This window comes from Methylobacterium aquaticum (assembly GCF_016804325.1).
Taxonomy (GTDB): domain Bacteria; phylum Pseudomonadota; class Alphaproteobacteria; order Rhizobiales; family Beijerinckiaceae; genus Methylobacterium; species Methylobacterium aquaticum_C.
In genome coordinates this window covers 6,846,313-6,867,743 of record NZ_CP043627.1, presented here as the reverse complement: position 1 = coordinate 6,867,743, position 21,431 = coordinate 6,846,313, and the positions used below count along the sequence as shown (strand labels likewise).

Below are 21,431 nucleotides of genomic sequence, written 5' to 3'. Positions count from 1 at the left end.
AAGATGACGCCGAGATGACACCGCCACATCGCCCCGCCCGGGGTTGCGGCCGGACTTCCTTCGGGGCACAGACCCTCGGGCGGCCGGTCTCGGCCGCGCCGCGGTGCCCTGTGCCGCGGGGACGACGAACCGGCCCCGACGCGGCGAGCGGACGGGCCTGGTGGGAGATTGGACCGATGAGCGCGACCCTCGACCGCCTGAAGGAGCTCGGCTTCACCCTGCCGCCGGCCGCGGCCCCCGTGGCGAACTATGTCGGCTTCCAGCGCAGCGGCAATCTGGTGATCATCTCGGGCCAGCTGCCCTTCGGCGCCGACGGCCAGATCGACCCGGCCCACAAGGGCAAGGTCGGCGGCGCGGTGTCGCCGGAGCTGGCCGCCGAGGCGGCGCGGCACTGCGCCCTCAACGTGCTGGCGCAGCTGCGCGCGGCGGCCGGCAACCTCGACGACGCGGTGGTGTCCTGCCTGCGGCTCGGCGGCTTCATCAACGCGGCGCCGGGCTTCTCGGCCATCGCGGGCGTGATGAACGGCGCCTCCGACCTGATGGTGCAGGTGCTGGGCGAGCGCGGCCGCCACGCTCGCTCGACGATCGGCGTCGCGGAGCTTCCCCTCGACGCCGTGGTCGAGGTCGAGGGCCTGTTCGAGATCCGATAGAATCATGTCCGAGCGCCTCGCCCCCGGCTGGCTGACCGCCCGCCCGATCGCCCATCGCGGCCTGCACGACCGCGCCGCCGGCATTCCCGAGAACACGATCGCCGCCGCCGAGGCCGCGATCGGTGGCGGCTACGCGATCGAGTGCGACGTCCAGCTCAGCCGGGACGGCGAGGCGATGGTGTTCCACGATGCCGGCCTAGGCCGGCTCACCGGGGCCGACGGGCTCGTGCGCGAGCGCGACGCCGCCGACCTCGGGCAATTGACGGTGCTCGGCAGCGCCGAGCGCGTCCCGACCCTGTCGGAGTTCTTGGCAAGAATCGCCGGCCGCACGCCGCTGGTGATCGAGGTGAAGACCCGGCACGACGGCGACCTCGCCCTGGCGCACCGCACCGCCGAGATCGTCGCCGCCTATGACGGCCCGGTGGCGCTGAAATCGTTCGATCCCGTGATCGTCGGGGCGCTGGCCGACCTCGCGCCGGGGATTCCCCGCGGGATCGTGGCGGAGAGCCGCCACGACGATCCGGCCTATGCCGCCCTCACCGAGGCGCAACGGCACGGGCTGGCGAACCTGCTGCATGTCTCCGAGAGCCGCCCGGACTTCCTGTCCTGGCGCGTCGACGACCTGCCCAACGCCGCGACCCATCTCTGCCGTCTGCTCGGGCGCATGCCGGTGATGACCTGGACGGTCAGGACCGAGGCGCAGGTGCGGCTGGCGCGGGCGCATGCCGATCAGATGGTGTTCGAGGGGTTTCGGGCCTGATCTCGCAGTTTCGGGAGAGGCCCGATTTTTGGACGTTCCGGAAAGCCGAGATTCCTGTCCTCCAGCCTCATCCTGACAACTTGATTGAGCAAGACTTCTACCCAAGACTTGAGGCGGGCAGGATCCTCCTACCTACTCACCTCATCCTGAGGTGCGAACGAAGTGAGCCTCGAAGGAGGGCTCCAGGGATCGCCGAGGCTTCTGGAGCCCTCCTTCGAGGCTCCCTCCGGTCGCACCTCAGGATGAGGTGAGTGGTCGGGATATTCCGCTATTCCCGCCGGATCGAAAGACGGCGCCGGTCGAGCACACTTTCACGGACGGGCCGGTGCCTGGAACCACGCGAATCGCGGCAGCACGCCCGCGAGCGCTGAGGCGTGCGGCCCATCGCTGAAAGCCTCCGCGACGCTCTCGGCCTCGTCGCGGTCGAGCCCGATCTGCAGCACATCGCCGATGACCGCGACCGCCCCGGAGCGCAGGTCGTAGACCGTCCAGCCGGCCCGGTCGCGGCGGATGGCGTAGCGGGTGACGTCGGAGACGATCTCGGACATGGCGTGCGTCCTGGCTTGCCGGCCATCTGGTACGCCCACCGGACCGCGCTCGCCGTGCCGACCCGCACACGGCACGCTCAGGGGTCGAACCCCGATCATGTCGCCGCGCAACGCCCCCTCCCGGCGCAGCGGTCTCAGTCGGCGCCCTCATCGGGAATGTTCAGCGTCGTGCCGCAGGCCTTGCAATGCACGGCATCGGGCTCGTGCCGCTGCAGGCCGCAGGTCGGGCAGGGGAAGCGCACCTTGTAGGGCCGGAACACCACCTGGGCGAGGCGGAAGAACAGCGTCACGCCGCAGATCATCACGAACACCGAGATCAGCCGTCCGGACGTGCCTGGGAGGGTGATGTCGCCGTAGCCGGTTGTCGTCAGCGACGTGACGGTGAAGTACAGGGCATCGACCGGGCTGCCGATCGCCGGATTGGTGCGGTGCTGCGTGACGTAGACCACGCCGGTCATCACGAACACGAACACCACGAGGTTGGTCGCCGCGAGGATCGCCTCCTCGTTGCGCCGGAAGAACGCACTGTCGTGGCGCAGGCGCTCGAGCAATTGGTAGGTGCGCAACAGGCGCAGCGTGCGCAGGATGCGCAGGAAGCCGACGCCCTCCGCGAACATCGGCGCCAGGAAGGAGGCGATGGCGACCACGTCCGTCCAGGTGCTCAGGCGCAGGAACTCGCGGGCCGGCGCCCGGCTGATCATCAGGCGGCCGAGGAAATCCGCCAGCACCCCGAGCCCGAGCACTCCGTCGAGGGCGAGGATCCAGGGCGAGAGCGGCAGGAACGAGGTCGCGATCACGAAGGCGATCGTCGCGACGTCGAAGGCGAGCAGGGCGTAGCGGAAGCGGTGCGCCTGGTCGGTGTCGCCCTCGTAGAGGGCCTGCAATCGGGTTTTCAGGGAGGACATCGGGTTTTCAGGGAGGACATGGGGTCCGGTCGGGCGAGGCGGGCGTGCCCCATACCGCATCCGGGCTTGGCGCGCGCCATTGCACGCGCCGCCGATCGATGGGATACGGGCGCCAAGGTGTGCGGCCTCGCGACGGGGCTTGCAGGATGTCTACCGCTGGTCGGGCCGCCAGTGGCGGAGACCCGTGCCCATGCCCCGTCCGACCGGCCATCGTCGCTTCCGGCCATCGGTCGCCAGCCGCCGCGCCCCGGCGACCGTCCGCGCCGCCGACGTCGTCCTGGCGGTCGCGCTCGTGGCGATCCTCGGCGTGGTCTGCCTCGTGCTGGTCGGCCGCCTGATCGGCCCCGGCGACGCTCTGGCCACGGCCCCGGCCCCGGCGCAGCCCTCGTGACGGCTCCGCCCCGGCCCGGCCGCGCTCACGACGACGGCATCCCCGACCATCGGCGGTTTCCGCTGCCCCCTCCCCTGCGGACCCGCAAGGTGACGACATGACGATCCAGGCACCCCTGCCCATTCGCCGGCCGTTCTCGGCCTTGCGCGCCATGCTGCACAACGAGGCCAGCGGCGGCCTGGTGCTGATGGCGAGCGCGGCGCTCGCGCTGGTCGTCGCCAATTCCGCCTATGCGGATACCTATTTCGCGGCCCTGAAGGCCTATCTCGGCCCGCTGAGCCTGCTGCACTGGATCAACGACGCCCTGATGGCGGTGTTCTTCCTGCTGGTCGGCCTCGAGATCAAGCGCGAGGTTCTGGACGGGCGGCTGCGCACCTGGCCGGACCGCATCCTGCCGGGTGTCGCGGCGCTGGGCGGCATGATGATGCCGGCGCTGGTCTACACCGCGATCAACTGGCATTCCCCGGAGACCCTGCGCGGCTGGGCGATTCCGGCCGCCACCGACATCGCCTTCGCCCTCGGGGTGCTGGCTTTGCTCGGCTCGCGCGTGCCGGTCTCACTCAAGGTCTTCCTGACCGCGCTCGCGATCATCGACGACCTCGGCGCGGTCCTGATCATCGCGGCCTTCTACACCGCCGACCTGTCGCTGCCGATGCTCGGGGGCGCCGGCCTGACGCTCGCCGTGCTCTACGGGCTCAACAAGGCCGGCGTCGCGCGCCTGTGGCCCTACCTGCTGCTCGGCGTGGTGCTGTGGGTGTTCGTGCTCAAATCCGGCATCCACGCGACGATCGCCGGCGTGCTGCTGGCGCTGACGATCCCGTTGCGCCTCAGCGTCGGCAAGCCGGACGACCCGACCTCGCCGCTGCACATCCTCGAACACGCGATCCATCCGTGGTCGGCATTCCTGATCCTGCCGATCTTCGGCTTCGCCAATGCGGGCGTGTCCCTGGCCGGGTTCAAGCCGGCGATGCTGCTCGATCCCGTGACTCTCGGCGTGGCTCTGGGCCTGTTCGTCGGCAAGCAGCTCGGCGTGTTCGGGTTCGTGCTGGGCGTGGTCAGGCTCGGCTGGGCGCAGCGGCCGGCCCGCGCGACCTGGCTTCAGGTCTACGGCGTGGCGCTGCTGTGCGGGGTCGGGTTCACCATGAGCCTGTTCATCGGCCTCCTGGCCTTCGCCGACAGTCCCGAACTGGAGGCCGAGACCAAGATCGGCGTGCTGGCCGGCTCGCTGCTCTGCATGGCGGCCGGAGCCCTGGTGCTGCGGCTGGCCCCGCCTGCGCCCGCGCCTGCCAAGTCGCGGACGTCCTGATCGTTGCGGGAGGGGGCGGGGCCGGCCGACCGGCCTCGCCCCCTCCCGGTCCTACGGCACCGGCGTTTCGCCGTGCTGCCCGTCGAGCGTCACGCCCTCGCTCGGCACGGCATCGGCCACGGCTTGCGCCCGGCGCAGATCCGGGAAGGTCGCCTCGGCCACCAGTTCGGCCAAGGCCTGGTCGAGCGGCAGGGTGCGGCTCTGCGGGCTGCCGAGGCGGCGGATCGAGACGGTGCGCTCCTCGCCCTCCTTGCGGCCGACGACCAGCATCACCGGCACCTTGGCGTGGGAATGCTCGCGGACCTTGTAGTTGATCTTCTCGTTGCGAAGATCGGCCTCGGCCCGCAGGCCCGCGGCATCCGCCGCCTTCAGGACCTCGCGGGCATAGGGGTCGGCCTCGCCGGTGATCGTCGCGACGACCACCTGGAGCGGCGCCAGCCAGAGCGGAAAATGGCCGGCGAAATGCTCGATCAGGATGCCGGTGAAGCGCTCCATCGAGCCGCAGATCGCCCGGTGGACCATCACCGGGGTCTTCTTCTGCCCGTCGGCATCGACGAAGAACGCGCCGAACCGCTCCGGCAGGTTGAAGTCGACCTGCGTGGTGCCGCATTGCCAGTCGCGGCCGATGGCGTCGCGCAGCACGTACTCGAATTTCGGGCCGTAGAAGGCGCCCTCGCCGGGGTTGATCGCGGTCTTGATCCGCCCGCCCGACTGCTCCTCGATCTGGGAGAGCACCCGGGTCATCACCTCCTCGGCATGGTCCCACAGAGCATCCGATCCGACGCGCTTCTCCGGCCGCGTCGAGAGCTTCACCACGATCTCGTCGAAGCCGAAATCGGCGTATGTCGAGAGGATCAGGTCGTTGATCTTCAGGCACTCGGCGGCGAGCTGGTCCTCGGTGCAGAAGACGTGGGCGTCGTCCTGCGTGAAGGCCCGCACCCGCATCAGCCCGTGCAAAGCCCCCGAGGGCTCGTAGCGCGAGACCGTGCCGAACTCGGCCATGCGCAGCGGCAGGTCGCGGTACGACTTCAGGCCGTGCTTGAAGATCTGGACGTGGCCGGGACAGTTCATCGGCTTGATCGCGAAGACGCGCTCGTCCTCGGTCTTCGTGACGAACATGTTCTCCCGGTACCAGTCCCAGTGGCCGGAGGTCTCCCACAGGGCCTTGTCGAGGATCTGCGGCGCGTTCACCTCGGCATAGTCGCCCTTCAGGCGCCGGCGCATGTAGGCGATCAGCGACTGGAACAGGGTCCAGCCCTTCGGGTGCCAGAACACCACGCCCGGCCCCTCTTCCTGGAAGTGGAAGAGGTCCATCTCGCGGCCTAAGCGGCGGTGGTCGCGGCGCTCGGCCTCGGCGAGGCGGTTCAGGTAGGCGTCGAGATCGGCTTGGTTGGCCCAGGCGGTGGCGTAGATCCGGCTCAGCATCGGCTTCGTCGAATCGCCGCGCCAATAGGCGCCGGCCACCTTCATCAGCTTGAAGGCGCTGCCGATCTTGGCCGTCGAGGTCATGTGCGGGCCGCGGCAGAGGTCGAACCACTCGCCCTGGCGGTAGATCCGCAGGTCCTCGCCCGGCGGGATCGCGTCGACCAGCTCGACCTTGAAATGCTCGCCCTTCTGCTCGAACAGCGTGCGCACGTCGTCGCGGGCCCAGATCTCCTTGGTGAAGGGGGCGTCGCGGGCGATGATCTCGCGCATCCGCGCCTCGATCGCCGGGAAGTCCTCCGGCGAGAACGGGGTCTCGCGGTGGAAGTCGTAGTAGAAGCCGTTCTCGATCACCGGGCCGATCGTGACCTGCGTCTCCGGCCACAGCGACTGCACCGCCTCCGCCAGCACGTGGGCGCAATCGTGCCGGATCAGCTCCAGCGCCCGCGGGTCGGTGCGGTCGAGGAACTCGATGCGGGCATCCGCCTCGATCGTGTCGTCGAGGTCGCGGACGGTGCCGTCGATGGCCATCGCCACGGTGCGCTTGGCCAGGGACTTGGCGATGCCCTCGACCACGGTGCGGCCGGTCACGGCGCCGTCGAAGGACCGCGTGGCGCCATCGGGAAATGTCAGGATCGGCATGGGTCTCGAAAAGCTCCTCGGGGCTCACTCCTGCGCACGGTGCAGGTAAGCCGGGTGGTGGACGTTACGTCCGGCGGGCTCGAGCCACGCACCGGACCTCGCGCCGTATAGCAGCGACGGCGGGACATGTCAGACACAGTCCTGCGCCTTCGCGCTTAGCCCTCGACGCTCTCGCAGAGCGGCGGCGGCGCGTTGACCCCGCGCCAGCGGGCATAGGCCCAGGGGCGGTGCCAGGCGGCCCCGGGAGGCGGGGCCTCGGGCACGAGGTCGATGCCGTGGGTGCCGAACGGGCCGCAGCGGCAGATCCGGGCAAATCCCATCCAGCCGCCGGCCCACAGGCCGTGGCGCTGGATCGCCTCGTCGGTATAGGCCGAGCAGGACGGCCAGTGCCGGCACTGGCGTCCGACGAGGCCCGACAGGGTCAGCTGGTAGCCGCGGATGGCGAGATGCGCCGCGCGGCGGGTCGGGCTCACGCCGGCACCGCCTCACCCTTCGTTTCACCCTTGGCGGCGATCTGGTCGAGGGCATCGACCACCGCGTCGAAGGTGAGCAGCGTCGAGGCGTGGCGCGCCTTGAAGTCCCGCACGGGCTCCAGCACGGCGAAGTCGGCGAACTTGCCCTCCGGCGCCGGTCCGTTCTCCTTCAGCATCCGCCGCACGGTCTCGCGGAGAGAGCGAAGTTCCTCGGCGCTCGCCCCGACGACGTGGCGGGCCATCAGCGAGGAGGCGGCCTGGCCGAGCGCACAGGCCTTCACGTCGTGGGCGAAGTCGGTGACCGTGCCGCCCTCGGCGACGAGATCCACCGTGATGGTCGAGCCGCACAGCTTCGAGTGCTTGGACGCGCTCGCCTGCGGGCTCGGCAGCCGGCCGAGATGGGGGATGTCCGCCGCGAGGGCGAGGATGCGGGCGTTGTAGATGTCGTCGAGCATGGCATTCGTACTTTGGACGAGAGGGGCCGCGGGACGGACGAATCGGACTTGACCGAACGGGTCTGACTTTGGCTTGACGGAAGGATGGGTTCGGACGCGGTGACCTGCTGCGCGCCCGGTGCATTGCGCGCGCCGGGCGGATTTCCGATATAGGCACGGTTGCCCGGCGGTGCGAGGCACGGCCGGATCGGGGCGCATCTTTCGGTCCCGGCATGGCTGCCCGACGGGGGCGGTCTCGATCTTGGAGGCGTGATGGACGCGGTGCTGAAGTCCTTGTCGGTCCGGTCCCCGGAGGCGGCCGACAAGCGCAGCGACGCCCCCCGGCCGGCGCGCGTCACCGAGCGCCCGACCCGCCAGGAGGCCGAGGCCGCCGTGCGCACCCTGCTGCGCTGGGCCGGCGACGATCCGGAGCGCGAGGGCCTGCTCGAGACGCCCAAGCGCGTGGTGAAGGCCTACGAGCAGATCTTCGGGGGCTACCGCCAGGACGCCGACGCCATCCTCGACCGGGTGTTCGAGGAGGTCGAGGGCTATTCCGACATCGTGCTGGTGCGCGACATCCCGTTCCACTCCCATTGCGAGCACCACATGGTGCCGTTCATGGGACACGCCCACATCGCCTATTACCCGCGCCGCGGCGTGGTCGGGCTATCGAAGCTCGCCCGCGTCGTCGATGCCTTCGCCCGCCGTCTCCAGACCCAGGAGACGATGACCGCCCAGATCGCCGACACGATCGATTCGGTGCTGCATCCCCGCGGCGTCGCCGTGATGATCGAGGCCGAGCACCTGTGCATGGCGATGCGCGGCGTGCAGAAATCCGGCGTCTCGACCATCACCACCCAGTTCACCGGCGTGTTCAAGCAGGACCCGACCGAGCAGGTCCGCTTCCTCACCCTGGTCCGCGATCGGCGATGACGGCGCTTGCGACCTTCGCTCCGCCCGGCGACAAGCGGGCGCTGGAAGAGGGCGAGACCTTCACCCCGCGATTCGGCGCTGACGGGCTGATCACGGCGATCGCGGTCGATGCCGATACGGGCGCGGTCTTGATGCTCGCCCACATGAACGCCGAATCGCTGGCGCGCACGCTCAGCACCGGCGAGGTCTGGTACTGGTCGCGCTCGCGGGCCGAGCTCTGGCACAAGGGTGCGACCAGCGGGCAGATCCAGACGCTCGTCGAGATGCGGGTCGATTGCGACCAGGACGCGCTCTTGCTGCGGGTGCGCGTCGGCGGCGATGGCGGGTGCTGCCATACCGGGCGGCGGGACTGTTTTTATCGGGGCGTGAGCTATGACGCGGATAGCGGGGCGGTGAAGCTGGTTCCCAGCGCGTCCTGAAGCACCGCCGCTCAACCCTCCCCCCTCTGCGGCAGGGCTGTCCGGGGAAGTTAGGAGGCATGGGCCGTCCTCCTTCTGCGCCTGGTTGCGGTCGGTCTTGGCGATAGCAGGGCCCGGACCTCGGCCCAGGTCTGCGGCTCGAACAAGCCCTGTCGCAGCAGGTCGACGAAGCGCAGGATCGGCACGCGCGGGCAGTGGCGGCGCAGCGCCAGGCGCAGCAGCGCGAAGGTGATCATCGCCGCCACCAACTGCAGGCGCACGGCTTCCTCGCTGTGGCCCAGGAAGCGGCGGATCGCCAGGTGCTGCTTGAGCCAGCGGAACAACAGCTCGATCTGCCAGCGCGTCTTGTAGAGGGCGGCGATCTGGGTGGCGGGACGGGTCAGGTCGTTGGTCACCAGCGTCAGGCGTGCTCCGCCCTCGTGGCGGCGCAACTGGATCCGGCGCAGGCCCATGCCCAGGCGCGAGTCGCCCTTGCTGGCCAGGGCGACCTCGTGATCGGCCAGCAGCGTGAAGCCGTCGCCCTCCCGCTCGGGCTCGGGCGGCAGGGGACGGCCGGTGCGCACGCGCAGGCGCATGTTGGTCTTGGGTCGGGTGACGAACGTCGCCTGGGCCTCGGCGATGGCGCTCCACCAGCCGTAGTGGCAATAGCCCTTGTCGAAGACGTATGTGGCGCCGCGCTCCAGCGGGATCCGGCGGCCGATCTCGGCATCGTTGCGGGTGGCGGGGGTGAGGTCGAGCAGGCGGGGCTGGTGGGTTTCGGGTGTGTAGGCCAGGTGCAGCTTCATCCCGCGGATGCGGCCGTTCGAGCGGGCCCAGCCGTGCAGGGCGCCGAGCGGGATCGGGGTGGCATCGATCAGGCGCAGCAAGGTGCGTCCGTCGCGGCGCAGGCGACGGTCGAGTTGGCCGACCAGGCGGGCGAAGGTCTCGGTGAACACCGCCAGGGGGCGGCGCTGGTTGGCATCCGAGAGGGTCGAGCGATGCAGCCGCCCGGTGCCGAGCTGGGGATGGGCCGCGGCGTGAGCGTTCCAGGCGACCTCCAGGGCGCGCAAGCTGGCGGCGGGGCTGAGCTGGGCGAAGATCAGGGCCAGCAGGTGATCCCAGGAGGAGAAGCACTTGTCGTAGGCGTCGGCGCCGTGGCGCGCGACGCTTTGGGCGATCTGCTGGCGATCGAGGCCTTCCAGCAGCTGGGCGAAGCGGGTATCGCTGGGGTGCATGTCCTGCCCGGATGTTCGTGTCTCGACAACCGGACAACTCCCGGATCACCTCCGGCGTGGCAGGGCATGCACCCAGACCCAAATTTTCCCCGGACAGCCCTGCCTCTGCGGGGGAGGGTGGCGAGCGGAGCGAGCCGGGAGAGGGGCAGCGCGACGCGGATTCGGTTGGCACCCTTCATCGAGGTCGCGGCCTCTCCGGAAGCGTGGTTCCCCTCTCCCACCCGGCTCCGCCGGGCGCCCTCCCCCGCAGAGGGGGGAGGGGTCAGGCCTCGCGGGTCTTCACCGCTTCAGCGCCGCCAACCCCTTCAGGTACATCTCCGGCAATCCATTCTCCCGGCCCGCCGCGATCACCCCTTCCAGGTAGCCCGGCCGCGGCACGCCGCCGTTGCCGCGCCCGAGATAGACCAGAGCCCGCCGCACCCCGCCCTCGGTCGAGACCGGCTGCTGCGCCTTGACGTAGAGCCCGCTCGCCACGCCCTCGTAGCGGTCGAGGGCCGGCACGTCGGAGAGTGCCAGGTCCCAGAGCACGCCCCAGACCGTCCCGGTCGGGAAACGCTCCACCGAGGCGTAGCCCTCGCGCATGATCACCAGGCGGTGGCGGTTGAGCCGGCCGAGGCCGAGCACCCGCGAGGCGGGGCAGCGCCGGGCCATGGCGGCCCGGTCCATGTTGGAGCCGTAGGCGAAATACAGAGGCACCGGCTCAGGCGAATTCGAGGATCACCGCATCCACCGCCAGGCTGTCGCCCTCCTTGGCCTGGATGGTCTGGACGGTGCCGTCGCGCTCGGCGCGCAGCACGTTCTCCATCTTCATCGCCTCAACGATCGCCAGCGGCTCGCCCGCCTTCACCTCCTGGCCGGGGGTGACCATGATGCTCTTCACCAGGCCCGGCATCGGGCAGAGCAGCTGCTTGCCCGAGCCCGCGACCTCCTTGACCGGCATCAGGGCGGCGAGATCCGCCTCGCGCTTGGTGTAGACCCGGGCCTCGGCGGCGGCGCCGGCATGCTGGAGGAACACGCCGTTGAGGAGCGGGCGGACCTGGATCGCCGCCAGTTCGCCGTCGATGAATCCGGTCCAGACCGGCTCGCCCGGGAGCCAGTCGCTGTCGACCTGCCACTCGGTCCCGTCGGCGAAGGCGACCGAGACGCCGTCATTGGTCGTCTCGACGATGGCCTCGAACCGCTCGTCGCCGAGCAGCACCACCCGCTCCTGCTCGAAGCGCAGCAGGTAGGGCTCGCGCATCTGGCCGGAGATGCCGCGCTTGCGCTCGTTCTGCAGGTGGTCGATCGCGGCGGCGGCCGCCGCCATCCGGCGCGCCACCTCGCCCGCGGGCTTCGGGGCCTCGAACCCGTTGGGGAATTCCTCGGCGATGAAGCCGGTGGAGAGCCGGCCCTCCTGCCAGCGCGGATGGTGCATCAGCGCCGAGAGGAACGGGATGTTGTGGCGGATGCCGTCGATCGCGAAGGCGTCGAGGGCCTGGGCCTGCGACGACACCGCCTCCTCGCGGGTCGGCGCCCAGGTGACGAGCTTGGCGATCATCGGATCGTAGTGGATCGCGATCTCGCTGCCCTCCTCGACGCCGGTATCGTTGCGCACGATCGCCTGACCGAACTCGCCCTCCTCCGGCGGCCGGTAGGTGGTGAGGCGGCCGATCGAGGGCAGGAAGTTGCGGGTCGGATCCTCGGCGTAGACGCGGCTCTCGACCGCCCAGCCGTTGAGCTTCACGTCGTCCTGGCCGATCGGCAGCGTCTCGCCGGCCGCGACCCGGATCATCAGCTCGACGAGGTCGAGGCCGGTGATCATCTCGGTCACCGGATGCTCGACCTGGAGCCGGGTGTTCATCTCGAGGAAGTAGAACGACTTGTCCTGGCCGGCGACGAACTCGACGGTGCCGGCGGAATCGTAGTTCACGGCTTTCGCCAGCGCCACGGCCTGCTCGCCCATCTTGCGCCGGGTCGCCTCGTCAAGGAGCGGCGACGGGGCCTCCTCGATGACCTTCTGGTTGCGGCGCTGGATCGAGCATTCGCGCTCGCCGAGATAGACGACGTTGCCGTGCTTGTCGCCGATGACCTGGATCTCGATGTGGCGCGGATCGGTGATGAACTTCTCCACGAAGACCCGGTCGTCGCCGAAGGACGAGGCGGCCTCCGAGCGGGCGCGGGCGAAGCCCTCCGCGACCTCGCCGGCCGAATGCGCGATGCGCATGCCCTTGCCGCCGCCGCCGGCCGAGGCCTTGATCATCACCGGATAGCCGATCTCGTCGGCGATGGTGACGGCGTGCTCCGGGCTCTCGATCACGCCGAGGAAGCCCGGCACGGTCGAGACGTTCGCCGCCGAGGCCGCCTTCTTCGACTCGATCTTGTCGCCCATCGCGGCGATGGCGCCCGGGTTCGGGCCGATGAACACGATGCCGGCGGCTTCCAGCGCCTTCGGGAAGGCCTCGCGCTCGGAGAGGAAGCCGTAGCCGGGATGGACGGCCTGGGCGCCGGTCTGCCGGCAGGCCTCCACGATCTTGTCGATGACGAGGTAGGACTGGGCCGCGGCGGCGGGACCGATATGCACCGCCTCGTCGGCCATGGCGACGTGGAGCGCGTCACGGTCGGCGTCGGAATAGACCGCCACCGTCTTGATCCCCATCCGACGCGCCGTCTTGATGATGCGGCAGGCGATCTCGCCGCGGTTGGCGATCAGGATCTTCTCGAACATCGGAGCGCGCACTCGAGCCTTCAGGGGGGAGCCGGACCCGGGTGGATCACACCCAAGCTCATTCCCGTTAAAGCATGGCGCGCGCGCCGCAAAGCCGGCTGTTCTCGGCCAAACGGGCGAAACGGGCTCCCACGCGGCACGACAGGGCGAAGCCCGTCCTCATGCAGCACGACAGGGCGAAGCCCGTTCTCATGCAGCGACCGCGTAGGAGATGATTGCCTCGTCCTCGGCGCCGGCTCGCGTCCGATTGGCCTTGAGGGCGAAGGTGATCAGCGCCGCGTGGCTGGTCTCGGCCTCGCGCACCACCTCGACGGCGATGCGGGCCCCCGTCGCGGTCGGGCCGCGGCCGCAAGCCAGCGAGGCGGCGAGCCAATGGGCCGTGTCGGCGTCGATGTGCCCGGTCGGCCGCTCGCCCCACACGGCGAAATCCACCACCGAGGCCACCAGCCACTCGCCGAAGGCCTCGTCGGCCTCGGGCATCGCCCGGTCGAGACCGAACAGCATGTCGGCCTCCTCGCGGCAGGTCAGCCCGTCGGGCAGCACGTCGCGGTTCAGCTCGCGCACGTCCTCGAGCCCGAGGGTGCCGGCGGCGACGACACGGTTGCAGAAGTGTTGCAACGAAGTGGTGATCATCTGTCCCTGCCTCCCCGGCTTTTGTTCTGCCGGTGCTTGTCCCTGTGTGATGAGGACTATGCGGGGCGGGAGTCCTTCGACAGGTTAACGGCGGGATCTGAATCCCTGTTCAGGTTAAAGCCCGGCAACGGGACGGCGTTGCCAAACCGTTGCGGGGGCGGCGCGATAAGGGCGGGGGGATCGCACGGCCAGGCATGGACGCCCTCGAGACCGCCGCGTGGCGGGTCTATTCTCGGCATAGCCCCTTGCGAGGTGCCGGGATGACGAGACCGACCCTGCTTCCGCAGCCTCGAGAGGCGAAACTGTTCCGCGACGATCGCAGCCAGGCCGTACGCATCCCGGCCGAGTTCGCCTTGCCCGGAGACCGGGTCCGCATCAGCCGCGATGGCGACCGCCTGATTCTGGAGCCGATCGGCAAGAGGGATCTTCTCGACGTTCTGGCGGCCTTGGAACCGATCGAGGAGAATTTTCCAGATTTCGACGAGACGCTGCCGCCGTTGGACGATGATCCGCTGTGACCGGCCCGCGCTTTCCCCTCGCCGCGAGTATCGTATCGAAGGCCGAACTCGGTCACGGCTGCGCGAAGCGCGGATCGACGCGACTCCTCCGCCCGGAGCATTCTCCAACGAAGTGGATACCGGTTCGTCGCAGAAAATACGGCAAAATCAAAGGCCTGGAGAGCTTCACGATTGCAGCGCGGTCTTGCAATGCTCTCGTCGCAGCCGTCCTGAAAGCGATCGGTGTCGTCCCGTTCGAGCCGCCCGCCGATGTCATCCATGGACGCAGTCGCGTCGAACTCGAGGTCGCGTGTCGGATCGAATCGAACGACTTGCTCATCGCGGCCCAAGCGCTCGCACGCGGGGTACCGGTGATTACCGCCAGAGAGGCGGAATCTCGGCGTATCCGTGGGCTTACGGTCGAGAATCGGCTTGGATGCCGATGGCTGGTCGAAACGACCTTCGGCTCCGCTCTCGAACTTCTATCCAGCCTTTCGCCTGGCATCCCTTTCGCCTGGCATCGATGATTCGAGGTGGCCGACGGCTTCATCGAGCTCTGGCCGGTCCGAGATCGACGCCGCTGCGTCGGCATCTTGGACCGTTGGTCTCACGCAGCGATCCGCGGTCACGCCGCCACGGCGTAGGCCAGGATCTCCTCGACCTCGTCCTCGGCGCCGGCTCGCGCCCGATTGGCCTTGAGGGCGAAGGCGATCAGCGCCGCGTGGCTGGTCTCGGCCTCGCGCACCACCTCGACGGCGATGCGGGCCCCCGTCGCGGTCGGGCCGCGGCCGCAAGCCAGCGAGGCGGCGAGCCAATGGGCCGTGTCGGCATCGATGTGCCCGGTCGGCCGCTCGCCCCACACGGCGAAATCCACCACCGAGGCCACCAGCCACTCGCCGAAGGCCTCGTCGGCCTCGGGCATCGCCCGGTCGAGACCGAACAGCATGTCGGCCTCCTCGCGGCAGGTCAGCCCGTCGGGCAGCACGTCGCGGTTCAGCTCGCGCACGTCCTCGAGCCCGAGGGTGCCGGCGGCGACGATACGGTTGCAGAAGTGTTGCAACGAAGTGGTGATCATCTGTCCCTGCCTCCCCGGCTTTTGTTCTGCCGGTGCTTGTCCCTGTGTGATGAGGACTATGCGGGGCGGGAGTCCTTCGACAGGTTAACGGCGGGATCTGAATCCCTGTTCAGGTTAAAGCCTGACAACGAGACGTCATTGCCGAAGGCTTACAGGATTCCGTCAAAGCCACGCGAATGCATGCCGCCGATGCGCCCTCTCCGGGAGGCCGCCCGCGCGGCGCGGGCAGCCATCGCCCGGATTGCAAGTCCTTGCGGAAAACCGTCTGGACGCTCCGGTCGAGCGGCGTCGCCGATCAGGCCCCTGGTCCCGTCCGGAGATAGCCGAACATGTGCGGAACGTAATCGGCCTTGCCGAGCGGGACGCCGTGGTGGCGCAGGATCGCGTAAGCGGTCATGAGGTGGAAGTAGAATTGCGGCAGCGCCCAGTCCCGCGCGTAGGACTCGCCCACCATATCGAAGGTCAGCCCGGGAAGCTCGATCGTGACCGGCGCGTCCACCCCTCCATCGAGCGCCTGCGGCGCGAGGGCCTCGAGCCGGGCGAGCGTGTCGGCGATGCAGTCTCTCGCCTCGTCGAGGGAGCCCGGCCGCTCGCCCGCCTCCCGTCCCGCGCGGGCCAGGTCGTCGAGCGCGTGCGGCAGGGGCTCGCCGCGGAGCCGGTAGGTCGCCTCCTGCGCCTGCAGGCAGGCGAAGCGGATCTGCGAGGCCAGCGGGAGCATGTCCGGCGCGAGACGCCAGGACATCGGCCCGCCGGCCTCCGCACCGTGATGCGCGTGCGCCTTGTCGAGCCAGCCGGAGAGCGCCCGCAGCATCTGGGCGTAAGCGGGGACGAGGTGTCGGGTCAGGGACATGAAGGTTCCTCGGGAAGCCCTCGTCTTCCCTAACGGAACGATGCTGGGAGCGCGACCCGTGGCGCCGGCCCGGAGCCGCATGTTCCGTCGATGAGCCGACCACCGCCGCGTCGGAGAGTGCCTTAGCGCACGATCACCTTCGCATCCGTCCCGACCCGGTTGTACAGATCGACCACGTCGATGTTGCGCATCCGGATGCAGCCCGAGGACGCCGCCTGGCCGATCCGCTCCGGCTCGTTGGTGCCGTGGATGCGGTAGAGCGTGTCCTTGCCGGTGGCATCCGCCAGGTAGAGGGCGCGGGCGCCGAGCGGGTTGGCGGGACCGCCCTGCATGGCGTGGACGTGGGGCCAGCGCTTGATCATCTCGGCCGGCGGGTGCCAGTCCGGCCAGGCAGCCTTGCGGAACATCCGCGCGGTGCCGGACCAGCCATAGGCCTCGTCGCCGACGGTGACGCCGTAGCGGATCGCCTTGCGGTCGGGCAGCACGTAGTAGAGCTGGCGCTCACGCGTCTCGACCACGATGGTGCCGGGAGCCTCGCCGGTCGGATCCTCGATCATGTAGCGGGCGAAGCGCCGGTCCACCTCCGGCTCGGGCACCATCGCCATCCACTCCTTGTCCCGGGCCGACAATTCGGGATCGGGCGTGGCGCGGTACATGCAGCCCGGCAGCGCCAGGATGGTCCCCAGAAGAGCGCCCCCCAGAAGGGCGGCCCGCACGGGAACGGTCGTGGGGGCGAGGCGGCGGCGCATCGGAGAAAACCTTGCAGGTCGGCGGGCGGGCCCGCGAATCAGTCGTCGTCAGAGCCTAAAGCGTGGCCGTAAGCCCGCGAAGCCGGGGACGGCGCTCCCGTGCGAGTTGCCGCGCCTGTGTTGCGCCCGGGCCATTGTTGCGTTGGGGGGCCGGCCCTGCCACGGTGGGCCGGGGACGGCCGGTCACGACACCGGCCGACGGGAACGCTGGACGCGGGCACGATGACGACGCTGTATCTCTGCCATCCGGCCTCCCTCGACCACAACACGCCGCCGGGCCACCCCGAGCGGGCCGACCGCATCCGGGTGATCGAGCGGGCGCTGGAGGACGAGCGCTTCGCCGCCCTGGTGCGCGAGCAGGCGCCGCTCGCCGACCTCGCGGTCGCGGGCCTCGCCCATCCGGAGAACTACGTCGCGGCGATCGCCGCGGCCGCGCCGGACGAGGGGCTGGTCGGCATCGATTCCGACACGGTGATGTCGCCGGGCTCGCTGGAGGCGGCGCGCCGGGCGCTCGGCGCTGCCGTCAGGGCGGTGGACGAGGTGATGGGCGGCCACGTCGCCAACGCGTTCGCCGCGATGCGCCCGCCCGGCCACCATGCCGAGCGCGAGCGCGCCATGGGCTTCTGCCTGTTCAACACCGCGGCGGTGGCGGCGCGCCACGCGCGCAAGGCTCACGGCGCCGCCCGGGTGGCGATCGTCGACTGGGACGTCCATCACGGCAACGGCTCGCAGGACATCTTCTGGGACGATGCCAGCGTGATGTACGCCTCGACCCACCAGATGCCGCTGTTTCCCGGCACCGGCGCAGCCTCCGAGCGCGGCGAGCACGACACCATCGTCAACGTGCCGCTCCATGCGGGGGACGACGGCGACACCTTCCGGGAGGCCTTCACCCACGGCGTGCTGCCGCGGCTCGACGCGTTCCGGCCCGACCTGATCGTGATCTCGGCCGGGTTCGACGCCCATTGGCGCGACCCGCTCGCCAACCTGAAGCTGACGGAAGCCGATTTCGCCTGGGCGACCCGGGAGGTGATGGGCCTCGCCGACCGCCGCTGCGGCGGCCGGGTGGTGTCGCTGCTGGAGGGCGGCTACGACCTGATCGGGCTGTCGAAGTCGGTGGCCGCCCATGTCGAGACGTTGATGGGGCGGTAATGGACGGGAGCGGGACGGAGCAAGTCCCGACCCGTGCTGCACGACGAAGATCGGAGTTCTTCCGCACCTCATCTCTTTGACGGATGCGCGGCTGTTCAGCACCGTGCTACCCAGGGTTCGGTCTCGCACGCACCAATCCGGCCGGAACGACAGGGCCGGGCATGCGCGATCCCCGGCATTCCATAGGGCAAGAGCCGGCGCCGATCGGGCGCCGGGCAGGCCGAACCGCGACCATCCGACGGGACGGCGCGCCGGTCGGTCGCGCCTGCACGGGTCCCGCCGGGCCGCCTGGTCTGTCACCCGGAGGGGAATCGATGATCCGCATCGTATCGGCCGCGCTGGTCTGGCTCGGTCTGTCGGCCGGGCCGGTCGTGGCCCAGATCGCCTGTGCGCTCTACGAGCACGACAATTACCGCGGGCACTCGCTCGTCATCGGCGCCGGCCAGCGATTCAGCAAGGTCGGATCGGGCTGGAACGACAAGGCCTCGTCGGTCAAGGTCGGGCCGGGCTGCGCGCTCACGCTCTACCAGCACATCGATTTCGGCGGCGACCAGAGGACGATCACCGGCGACACCGCGTCCCTCGGCAACCTGTGGAACGACCAGACCTCGTCGGCGAGCTGCCAATGCACCCGCGGGGTCGATCGCTTCTGCCGGTTCTACGAGAACGTGAACTTCGGCGGCGCGAATCGCGGCGTCGCCGAGAACACCAACATGAACTGGGTCGGCGACGCCTGGAACGACAAGATCTCGTCCGTGAAGGTGCCGCAGGGGTGCAGCCTGCGGCTATACCAGCACCGGGATTTCGGCGGTGATACGCGGTTCTTCCCGGCTGGCGACTACGCCACCGTCGGCGCGCTCTGGAACGACCAGGCCTCGTCGCTCCAGTGCTCGTGCCGGTGAGGGTGGGATCCGCCCCTACCCCTCCAGCGGCTCGTCGCCGACCAATTCGATGCCGAAGCCCGACAGGCCGACATAGGAGCGCGCCGCGCTCGAGATGTTGCGGATCGAGACCACGCCGAGATCGCGCAGGATCTGGGCGCCCAGGCCCACCTCGCGCCACTGGCGGACGCGGGCGGCCTCCGCTCCGTCCTCGCCGGTCCCGTCGGGCAGCTGCGACAGCGGCACGCCGGCGGTGCCGTCGCGCAGGTAGACGAGCACGCCCCGGCCTTCCTGCGCGAAGCGGCGCATCACCGCCTCGATGGTGCGGCCGCCCTCGATCACGTCCGCCACCACGTTCGAGCGGTGAAGCCGCACCAGCACGTCGCGGCCCTCGCCGATGCGACCGTGCACGAAGGCGAATTGCTGCATCGGCTCGAACGGCGTGGTGTAGGCGTAGCCGGTCATCTCGCCCCATTCGGTCTTGACCGGGAAGGTGCCGACCCGCTCGACCAGCTTCTCGCGCGCCTGGCGGTACGAGATCAGTTCGGCGACCGAGATCTGCTTGAGGCCGTGGGTCTGCGCGAAGGCCGTGATCTGCGGCCCCTTCATCACGGTGCCGTCGTCGTTGGCGAGTTCGCAGATCACGCCGACGGGGGGGAGCTTGGCCAGCCGGCACAGGTCGACGGCGGCCTCGGTATGGCCCGAGCGCATCAGCACGCCGCCATCCTTGGCGATCAGCGGGAAGACGTGGCCGGGACGCACGAAATCGGTGGCGCCCATGTTGCCGTTGGCGAGCGCCCGCACGGTGTTGCAGCGCTGCTCGGCCGAGATGCCGGTGGTGAGCCCGTGCTTGACGTCGACCGTGACCGTGAAGGCGGTGCCGAGCGGCGCGTCGTTCGAGGCCACCATCGGCTCGAGCCGCAGGCGCTTGGCCTCCGCGACGGTGATCGGCGCGCAGACGATGCCGCAGGTGTTGCGGATGATGAACGCCATCTTCTCGGGCGTGCAGAGCGAGGCGGCGACGACGAGGTCGCCCTCGTTCTCGCGGTCGTCGTCGTCGGTCACGACCACGATCTCGCCGCGGGCGAAGGCGTCGAGGGCCTCGATGATGGATGCGTGGGTCACGGGCATCTCCTGTCCCGGGGATGCGAGCCCCAGGAAATCGTTGGGGGTGACGGCGCCGCCGGTCACGCGCGCCACGGCAGCGGCCGTCTCCCGCGAGAGCCAGGGCGCGGGATTGTTGCACAGGCCGGTCACCGCCGCCGGCGAGAGCCCGCAGCGCCGCGCGAAGTCGAGGCGCGTCACGCCCTGCTGTCGGAGCCAGTCGCCGAGTTTCACGCTCCCGTCATAGCCTGCCGGACGTTTCAGTCAAACTGAAACGGCCTTCGCCTTTCAGGCGGGCTGAATCCCCTCTCCGACCTGACCGCGGTGGCGCAGCCAGTGGTCGGCCAGGACGCAGGCCATCATCGCCTCGCCGACCGGCACCGCCCGGATGCCGACGCAGGGGTCGTGGCGGCCCTTGGTCATCACGTCGACCGGGCGGTTGTCGCGGCTGACGCTCGCCCGCGGGGTCAGGATCGAGGAGGTCGGCTTGACGGCAAAGCGGCAGACGAGCGGCTGGCCGGTCGAGATGCCGCCGAGCACACCGCCGGCATGGTTGGCGAGAAAGATCGGGCGCCCGTCGTTGCCCGGCCGCATCTCGTCGGCATTCTCCTCGCCGCGCAGGGCCGCGGCCGCGAAGCCGTCGCCGATCTCGACGCCCTTGACGGCATTGATCGACATCATGGCCGCCGCGAGATCCGCGTCGAGCTTGCCGTAGACCGGGGCGCCGAGGCCGACGGGGACGCCCTCGGCCACCACCTCGATCACCGCGCCGACCGACGAGCCCGCCTTGCGGATGCCGTCGAGATACTCCGCCCACTGGCCCGCCGCGACCGGGTCCGGGCAGAAGAACGGGTTGTTGTTCACCTCGTCCCAGTCGAACCGGGCGCGGTCGATCGCGTGCGGGCCGATCTGCACCAGGGCGCCGCGGATCGTCACCCCGGGCAGCACCTTGCGGGCGACCGCGCCCGCCGCCACCCGGGCGGCGGTCTCGCGGGCCGAGGAGCGGCCGCCGCCGCGATAGTCGCGGATGCCGTACTTGGCGTCGTAGGCGTAGTCGGCGTGGCCCGGCCGGTAGCTGTCGCGGATCTCCGAATAGTCCTTGGAGCGCTGGTCGACGTTCTCGATCATCAGCGCGATCGGCGTGCCGGTGGTGAGCTGGCGGCCCTCGGTGCGGTCGTCGGAAAAGACGCCCGAGAGGATGCGGACCTGGTCCGGCTCCTGGCGCTGGGTGGTGAAGCGCGACTGGCCCGGCCGGCGCCGGTCGAGCTCGGCCTGGATCTCCGCCGCCTCGAGCGGGATCAGCGGCGGGCAGCCGTCGACGACGCAGCCGAGGGCCGGGCCGTGGCTCTCGCCGAAGGTGGTGACGCGGAAGAGGTGACCGAAGCTGTTATGCGACATGGCGGCTACGAGAGATGACGCGGCCGCTCTAGAGCATTTTGCGCCGGACGGGAAATGGTCTCGCACGTCGATCCCATCCGTCGGCGGACGCGACGCCGGGGCGGGCCCGAGACCGTGCAGGCCGGCGCCCCGGCCCGGCCGCATCCCCCCTCCTCGGTCCCCTCCCCCGAATCGCCCTTGAACATCCCGGCAAGCCTTGCGGGATGCGCGGGATTTCGGCGCAACCGCCGGAGGGATCCTTAACCGGTCCGGCGCGACCCTGCTCCCGATCCGTCCTTCCGCCCTACCCCT

At 70.0% G+C, this 21,431-nt stretch carries 24 protein-coding genes; 10 read left to right on the top strand and 14 right to left on the bottom strand.

Annotation, left to right across the window (positions count from 1 at the left end; genetic code table 11):
- Nucleotides 1-176 precede the first annotated feature (176 nt).
- Together F1D61_RS31790 and F1D61_RS31785 are read left to right on the top strand one after the other, a co-directional pair.
- The gene (locus F1D61_RS31790; protein ID WP_203155880.1) at nucleotides 177-650 is read left to right on the top strand and encodes a RidA family protein; all 474 of its coding nucleotides are present in this window, start codon (nucleotides 177-179) and stop codon (nucleotides 648-650) included.
- A gap of 4 nt (nucleotides 651-654) precedes the next feature.
- A complete protein-coding gene (locus tag F1D61_RS31785) occupies nucleotides 655-1,410 on the top strand; it encodes a glycerophosphodiester phosphodiesterase family protein (RefSeq protein ID WP_203155879.1) in 756 nt (251 codons plus the stop codon).
- A gap of 311 nt (nucleotides 1,411-1,721) precedes the next feature.
- Here the strand turns inward: F1D61_RS31785 and F1D61_RS31780 are convergent, their stop codons facing one another.
- A complete protein-coding gene (locus F1D61_RS31780; protein WP_203155878.1) occupies nucleotides 1,722-1,958 on the bottom strand; it encodes a hypothetical protein in 237 nt (78 codons plus the stop codon).
- Nucleotides 1,959-2,092: 134 nt separating this feature from the next.
- On the bottom strand, nucleotides 2,093-2,863 hold the full coding sequence (locus F1D61_RS31775; protein WP_203155877.1) for a potassium channel family protein: 771 nt from the start codon (nucleotides 2,861-2,863) through the stop codon (nucleotides 2,093-2,095).
- A 190-nt stretch (nucleotides 2,864-3,053) separates the two neighbouring features.
- Here F1D61_RS31775 and F1D61_RS31770 point away from each other — a divergent pair, with 190 nt between their 5' ends.
- Nucleotides 3,054-3,254: a hypothetical protein gene (locus F1D61_RS31770; protein ID WP_203155876.1), complete on the top strand. Its 201-nt coding sequence runs from the start codon at nucleotides 3,054-3,056 to the stop codon at nucleotides 3,252-3,254.
- Nucleotides 3,255-3,351: 97 nt separating this feature from the next.
- Nucleotides 3,352-4,560 (top strand): Na+/H+ antiporter NhaA, encoded by a 1,209-nt coding sequence (gene nhaA / locus F1D61_RS31765; protein ID WP_203155875.1) that lies wholly within the window; start codon nucleotides 3,352-3,354, stop codon nucleotides 4,558-4,560.
- Nucleotides 4,561-4,611: 51 nt separating this feature from the next.
- Here nhaA and thrS read toward each other — a convergent pair whose 3' ends face one another.
- The 3 genes from thrS to F1D61_RS31750 form a co-directional block, all read right to left on the bottom strand.
- On the bottom strand, nucleotides 4,612-6,624 hold the full coding sequence (gene thrS, locus F1D61_RS31760; protein WP_203155874.1) for a threonine--tRNA ligase: 2,013 nt from the start codon (nucleotides 6,622-6,624) through the stop codon (nucleotides 4,612-4,614).
- A 155-nt stretch (nucleotides 6,625-6,779) separates the two neighbouring features.
- Nucleotides 6,780-7,097: a membrane protein insertion efficiency factor YidD gene (gene yidD, locus F1D61_RS31755; RefSeq protein WP_203155873.1), complete on the bottom strand. Its 318-nt coding sequence runs from the start codon at nucleotides 7,095-7,097 to the stop codon at nucleotides 6,780-6,782.
- The gene (locus F1D61_RS31750; protein WP_203155872.1) at nucleotides 7,094-7,552 is read right to left on the bottom strand and encodes an iron-sulfur cluster assembly scaffold protein; all 459 of its coding nucleotides are present in this window, start codon (nucleotides 7,550-7,552) and stop codon (nucleotides 7,094-7,096) included. The genes yidD and F1D61_RS31750 overlap by 4 nt, the downstream gene beginning before the upstream one ends.
- Before the next feature lie 252 nt (nucleotides 7,553-7,804).
- Between F1D61_RS31750 and folE the strand changes: the two genes are divergently transcribed.
- A complete protein-coding gene (gene folE, locus F1D61_RS31745; protein ID WP_203155871.1) occupies nucleotides 7,805-8,464 on the top strand; it encodes a GTP cyclohydrolase I FolE in 660 nt (219 codons plus the stop codon).
- Nucleotides 8,461-8,883: a phosphoribosyl-AMP cyclohydrolase gene (hisI, locus tag F1D61_RS31740; RefSeq protein WP_203155870.1), complete on the top strand. Its 423-nt coding sequence runs from the start codon at nucleotides 8,461-8,463 to the stop codon at nucleotides 8,881-8,883. The genes folE and hisI overlap by 4 nt, the downstream gene beginning before the upstream one ends.
- 50 nt (nucleotides 8,884-8,933) lie before the next feature.
- On the opposite strand, the gene F1D61_RS31735 is transcribed toward hisI, so the two are convergent.
- The 4 genes from F1D61_RS31735 to F1D61_RS31720 form a co-directional block, all read right to left on the bottom strand.
- Entirely contained in the window at nucleotides 8,934-10,097 is a 1,164-nt protein-coding gene (locus tag F1D61_RS31735; RefSeq protein WP_203153609.1) for an IS4 family transposase, read from the bottom strand.
- 279 nt (nucleotides 10,098-10,376) lie between these two features.
- The gene (locus F1D61_RS31730; RefSeq protein WP_203155869.1) at nucleotides 10,377-10,793 is read right to left on the bottom strand and encodes a gamma-glutamylcyclotransferase family protein; all 417 of its coding nucleotides are present in this window, start codon (nucleotides 10,791-10,793) and stop codon (nucleotides 10,377-10,379) included.
- A 4-nt stretch (nucleotides 10,794-10,797) separates the two neighbouring features.
- On the bottom strand, nucleotides 10,798-12,801 hold the full coding sequence (locus tag F1D61_RS31725; RefSeq protein ID WP_203155868.1) for an acetyl-CoA carboxylase biotin carboxylase subunit: 2,004 nt from the start codon (nucleotides 12,799-12,801) through the stop codon (nucleotides 10,798-10,800).
- 189 nt (nucleotides 12,802-12,990) lie between these two features.
- Nucleotides 12,991-13,434, bottom strand: coding sequence for a hypothetical protein (locus tag F1D61_RS31720; protein WP_203155867.1), 444 nt, complete (start codon nucleotides 13,432-13,434; stop codon nucleotides 12,991-12,993).
- 260 nt (nucleotides 13,435-13,694) lie between these two features.
- On the opposite strand from F1D61_RS31720, the gene F1D61_RS31715 reads away from it, so the two are divergent.
- Nucleotides 13,695-13,952 carry an antitoxin gene (locus F1D61_RS31715; protein ID WP_203155866.1) on the top strand — a complete coding sequence of 86 codons (258 nt, stop codon included), beginning with the start codon at nucleotides 13,695-13,697 and terminating at the stop codon, nucleotides 13,950-13,952.
- Nucleotides 13,949-14,458, top strand: coding sequence for a hypothetical protein (locus tag F1D61_RS31710; protein WP_203155865.1), 510 nt, complete (start codon nucleotides 13,949-13,951; stop codon nucleotides 14,456-14,458). The genes F1D61_RS31715 and F1D61_RS31710 overlap by 4 nt, the downstream gene beginning before the upstream one ends.
- Nucleotides 14,459-14,556: 98 nt before the next feature.
- Here F1D61_RS31710 and F1D61_RS31705 read toward each other — a convergent pair whose 3' ends face one another.
- From F1D61_RS31705 to F1D61_RS31695, 3 genes are all read right to left on the bottom strand, one after another.
- A complete protein-coding gene (locus F1D61_RS31705) occupies nucleotides 14,557-15,006 on the bottom strand; it encodes a hypothetical protein (RefSeq protein ID WP_203155864.1) in 450 nt (149 codons plus the stop codon).
- A gap of 295 nt (nucleotides 15,007-15,301) precedes the next feature.
- A complete protein-coding gene (locus F1D61_RS31700) occupies nucleotides 15,302-15,856 on the bottom strand; it encodes a DUF1993 domain-containing protein (RefSeq protein WP_203155863.1) in 555 nt (184 codons plus the stop codon).
- A gap of 122 nt (nucleotides 15,857-15,978) precedes the next feature.
- Entirely contained in the window at nucleotides 15,979-16,605 is a 627-nt protein-coding gene (locus F1D61_RS31695) for a L,D-transpeptidase (RefSeq protein ID WP_203155862.1), read from the bottom strand.
- A gap of 222 nt (nucleotides 16,606-16,827) precedes the next feature.
- Here F1D61_RS31695 and F1D61_RS31690 point away from each other — a divergent pair, with 222 nt between their 5' ends.
- Nucleotides 16,828-17,757 (top strand): histone deacetylase family protein, encoded by a 930-nt coding sequence (locus tag F1D61_RS31690; RefSeq protein ID WP_203155861.1) that lies wholly within the window; start codon nucleotides 16,828-16,830, stop codon nucleotides 17,755-17,757.
- Between the two features lie 314 nt (nucleotides 17,758-18,071).
- The gene (locus F1D61_RS31685) at nucleotides 18,072-18,659 is read left to right on the top strand and encodes a beta/gamma crystallin domain-containing protein (protein WP_203155860.1); all 588 of its coding nucleotides are present in this window, start codon (nucleotides 18,072-18,074) and stop codon (nucleotides 18,657-18,659) included.
- 15 nt (nucleotides 18,660-18,674) lie between these two features.
- On the opposite strand, the gene ribB is transcribed toward F1D61_RS31685, so the two are convergent.
- On the bottom strand, nucleotides 18,675-19,976 hold the full coding sequence (gene ribB, locus F1D61_RS31680; protein ID WP_432443191.1) for a 3,4-dihydroxy-2-butanone-4-phosphate synthase: 1,302 nt from the start codon (nucleotides 19,974-19,976) through the stop codon (nucleotides 18,675-18,677).
- A gap of 54 nt (nucleotides 19,977-20,030) precedes the next feature.
- Entirely contained in the window at nucleotides 20,031-21,140 is a 1,110-nt protein-coding gene (gene aroC, locus F1D61_RS31675; RefSeq protein WP_203155859.1) for a chorismate synthase, read from the bottom strand.
- Nucleotides 21,141-21,431: the final 291 nt, after the last annotated feature.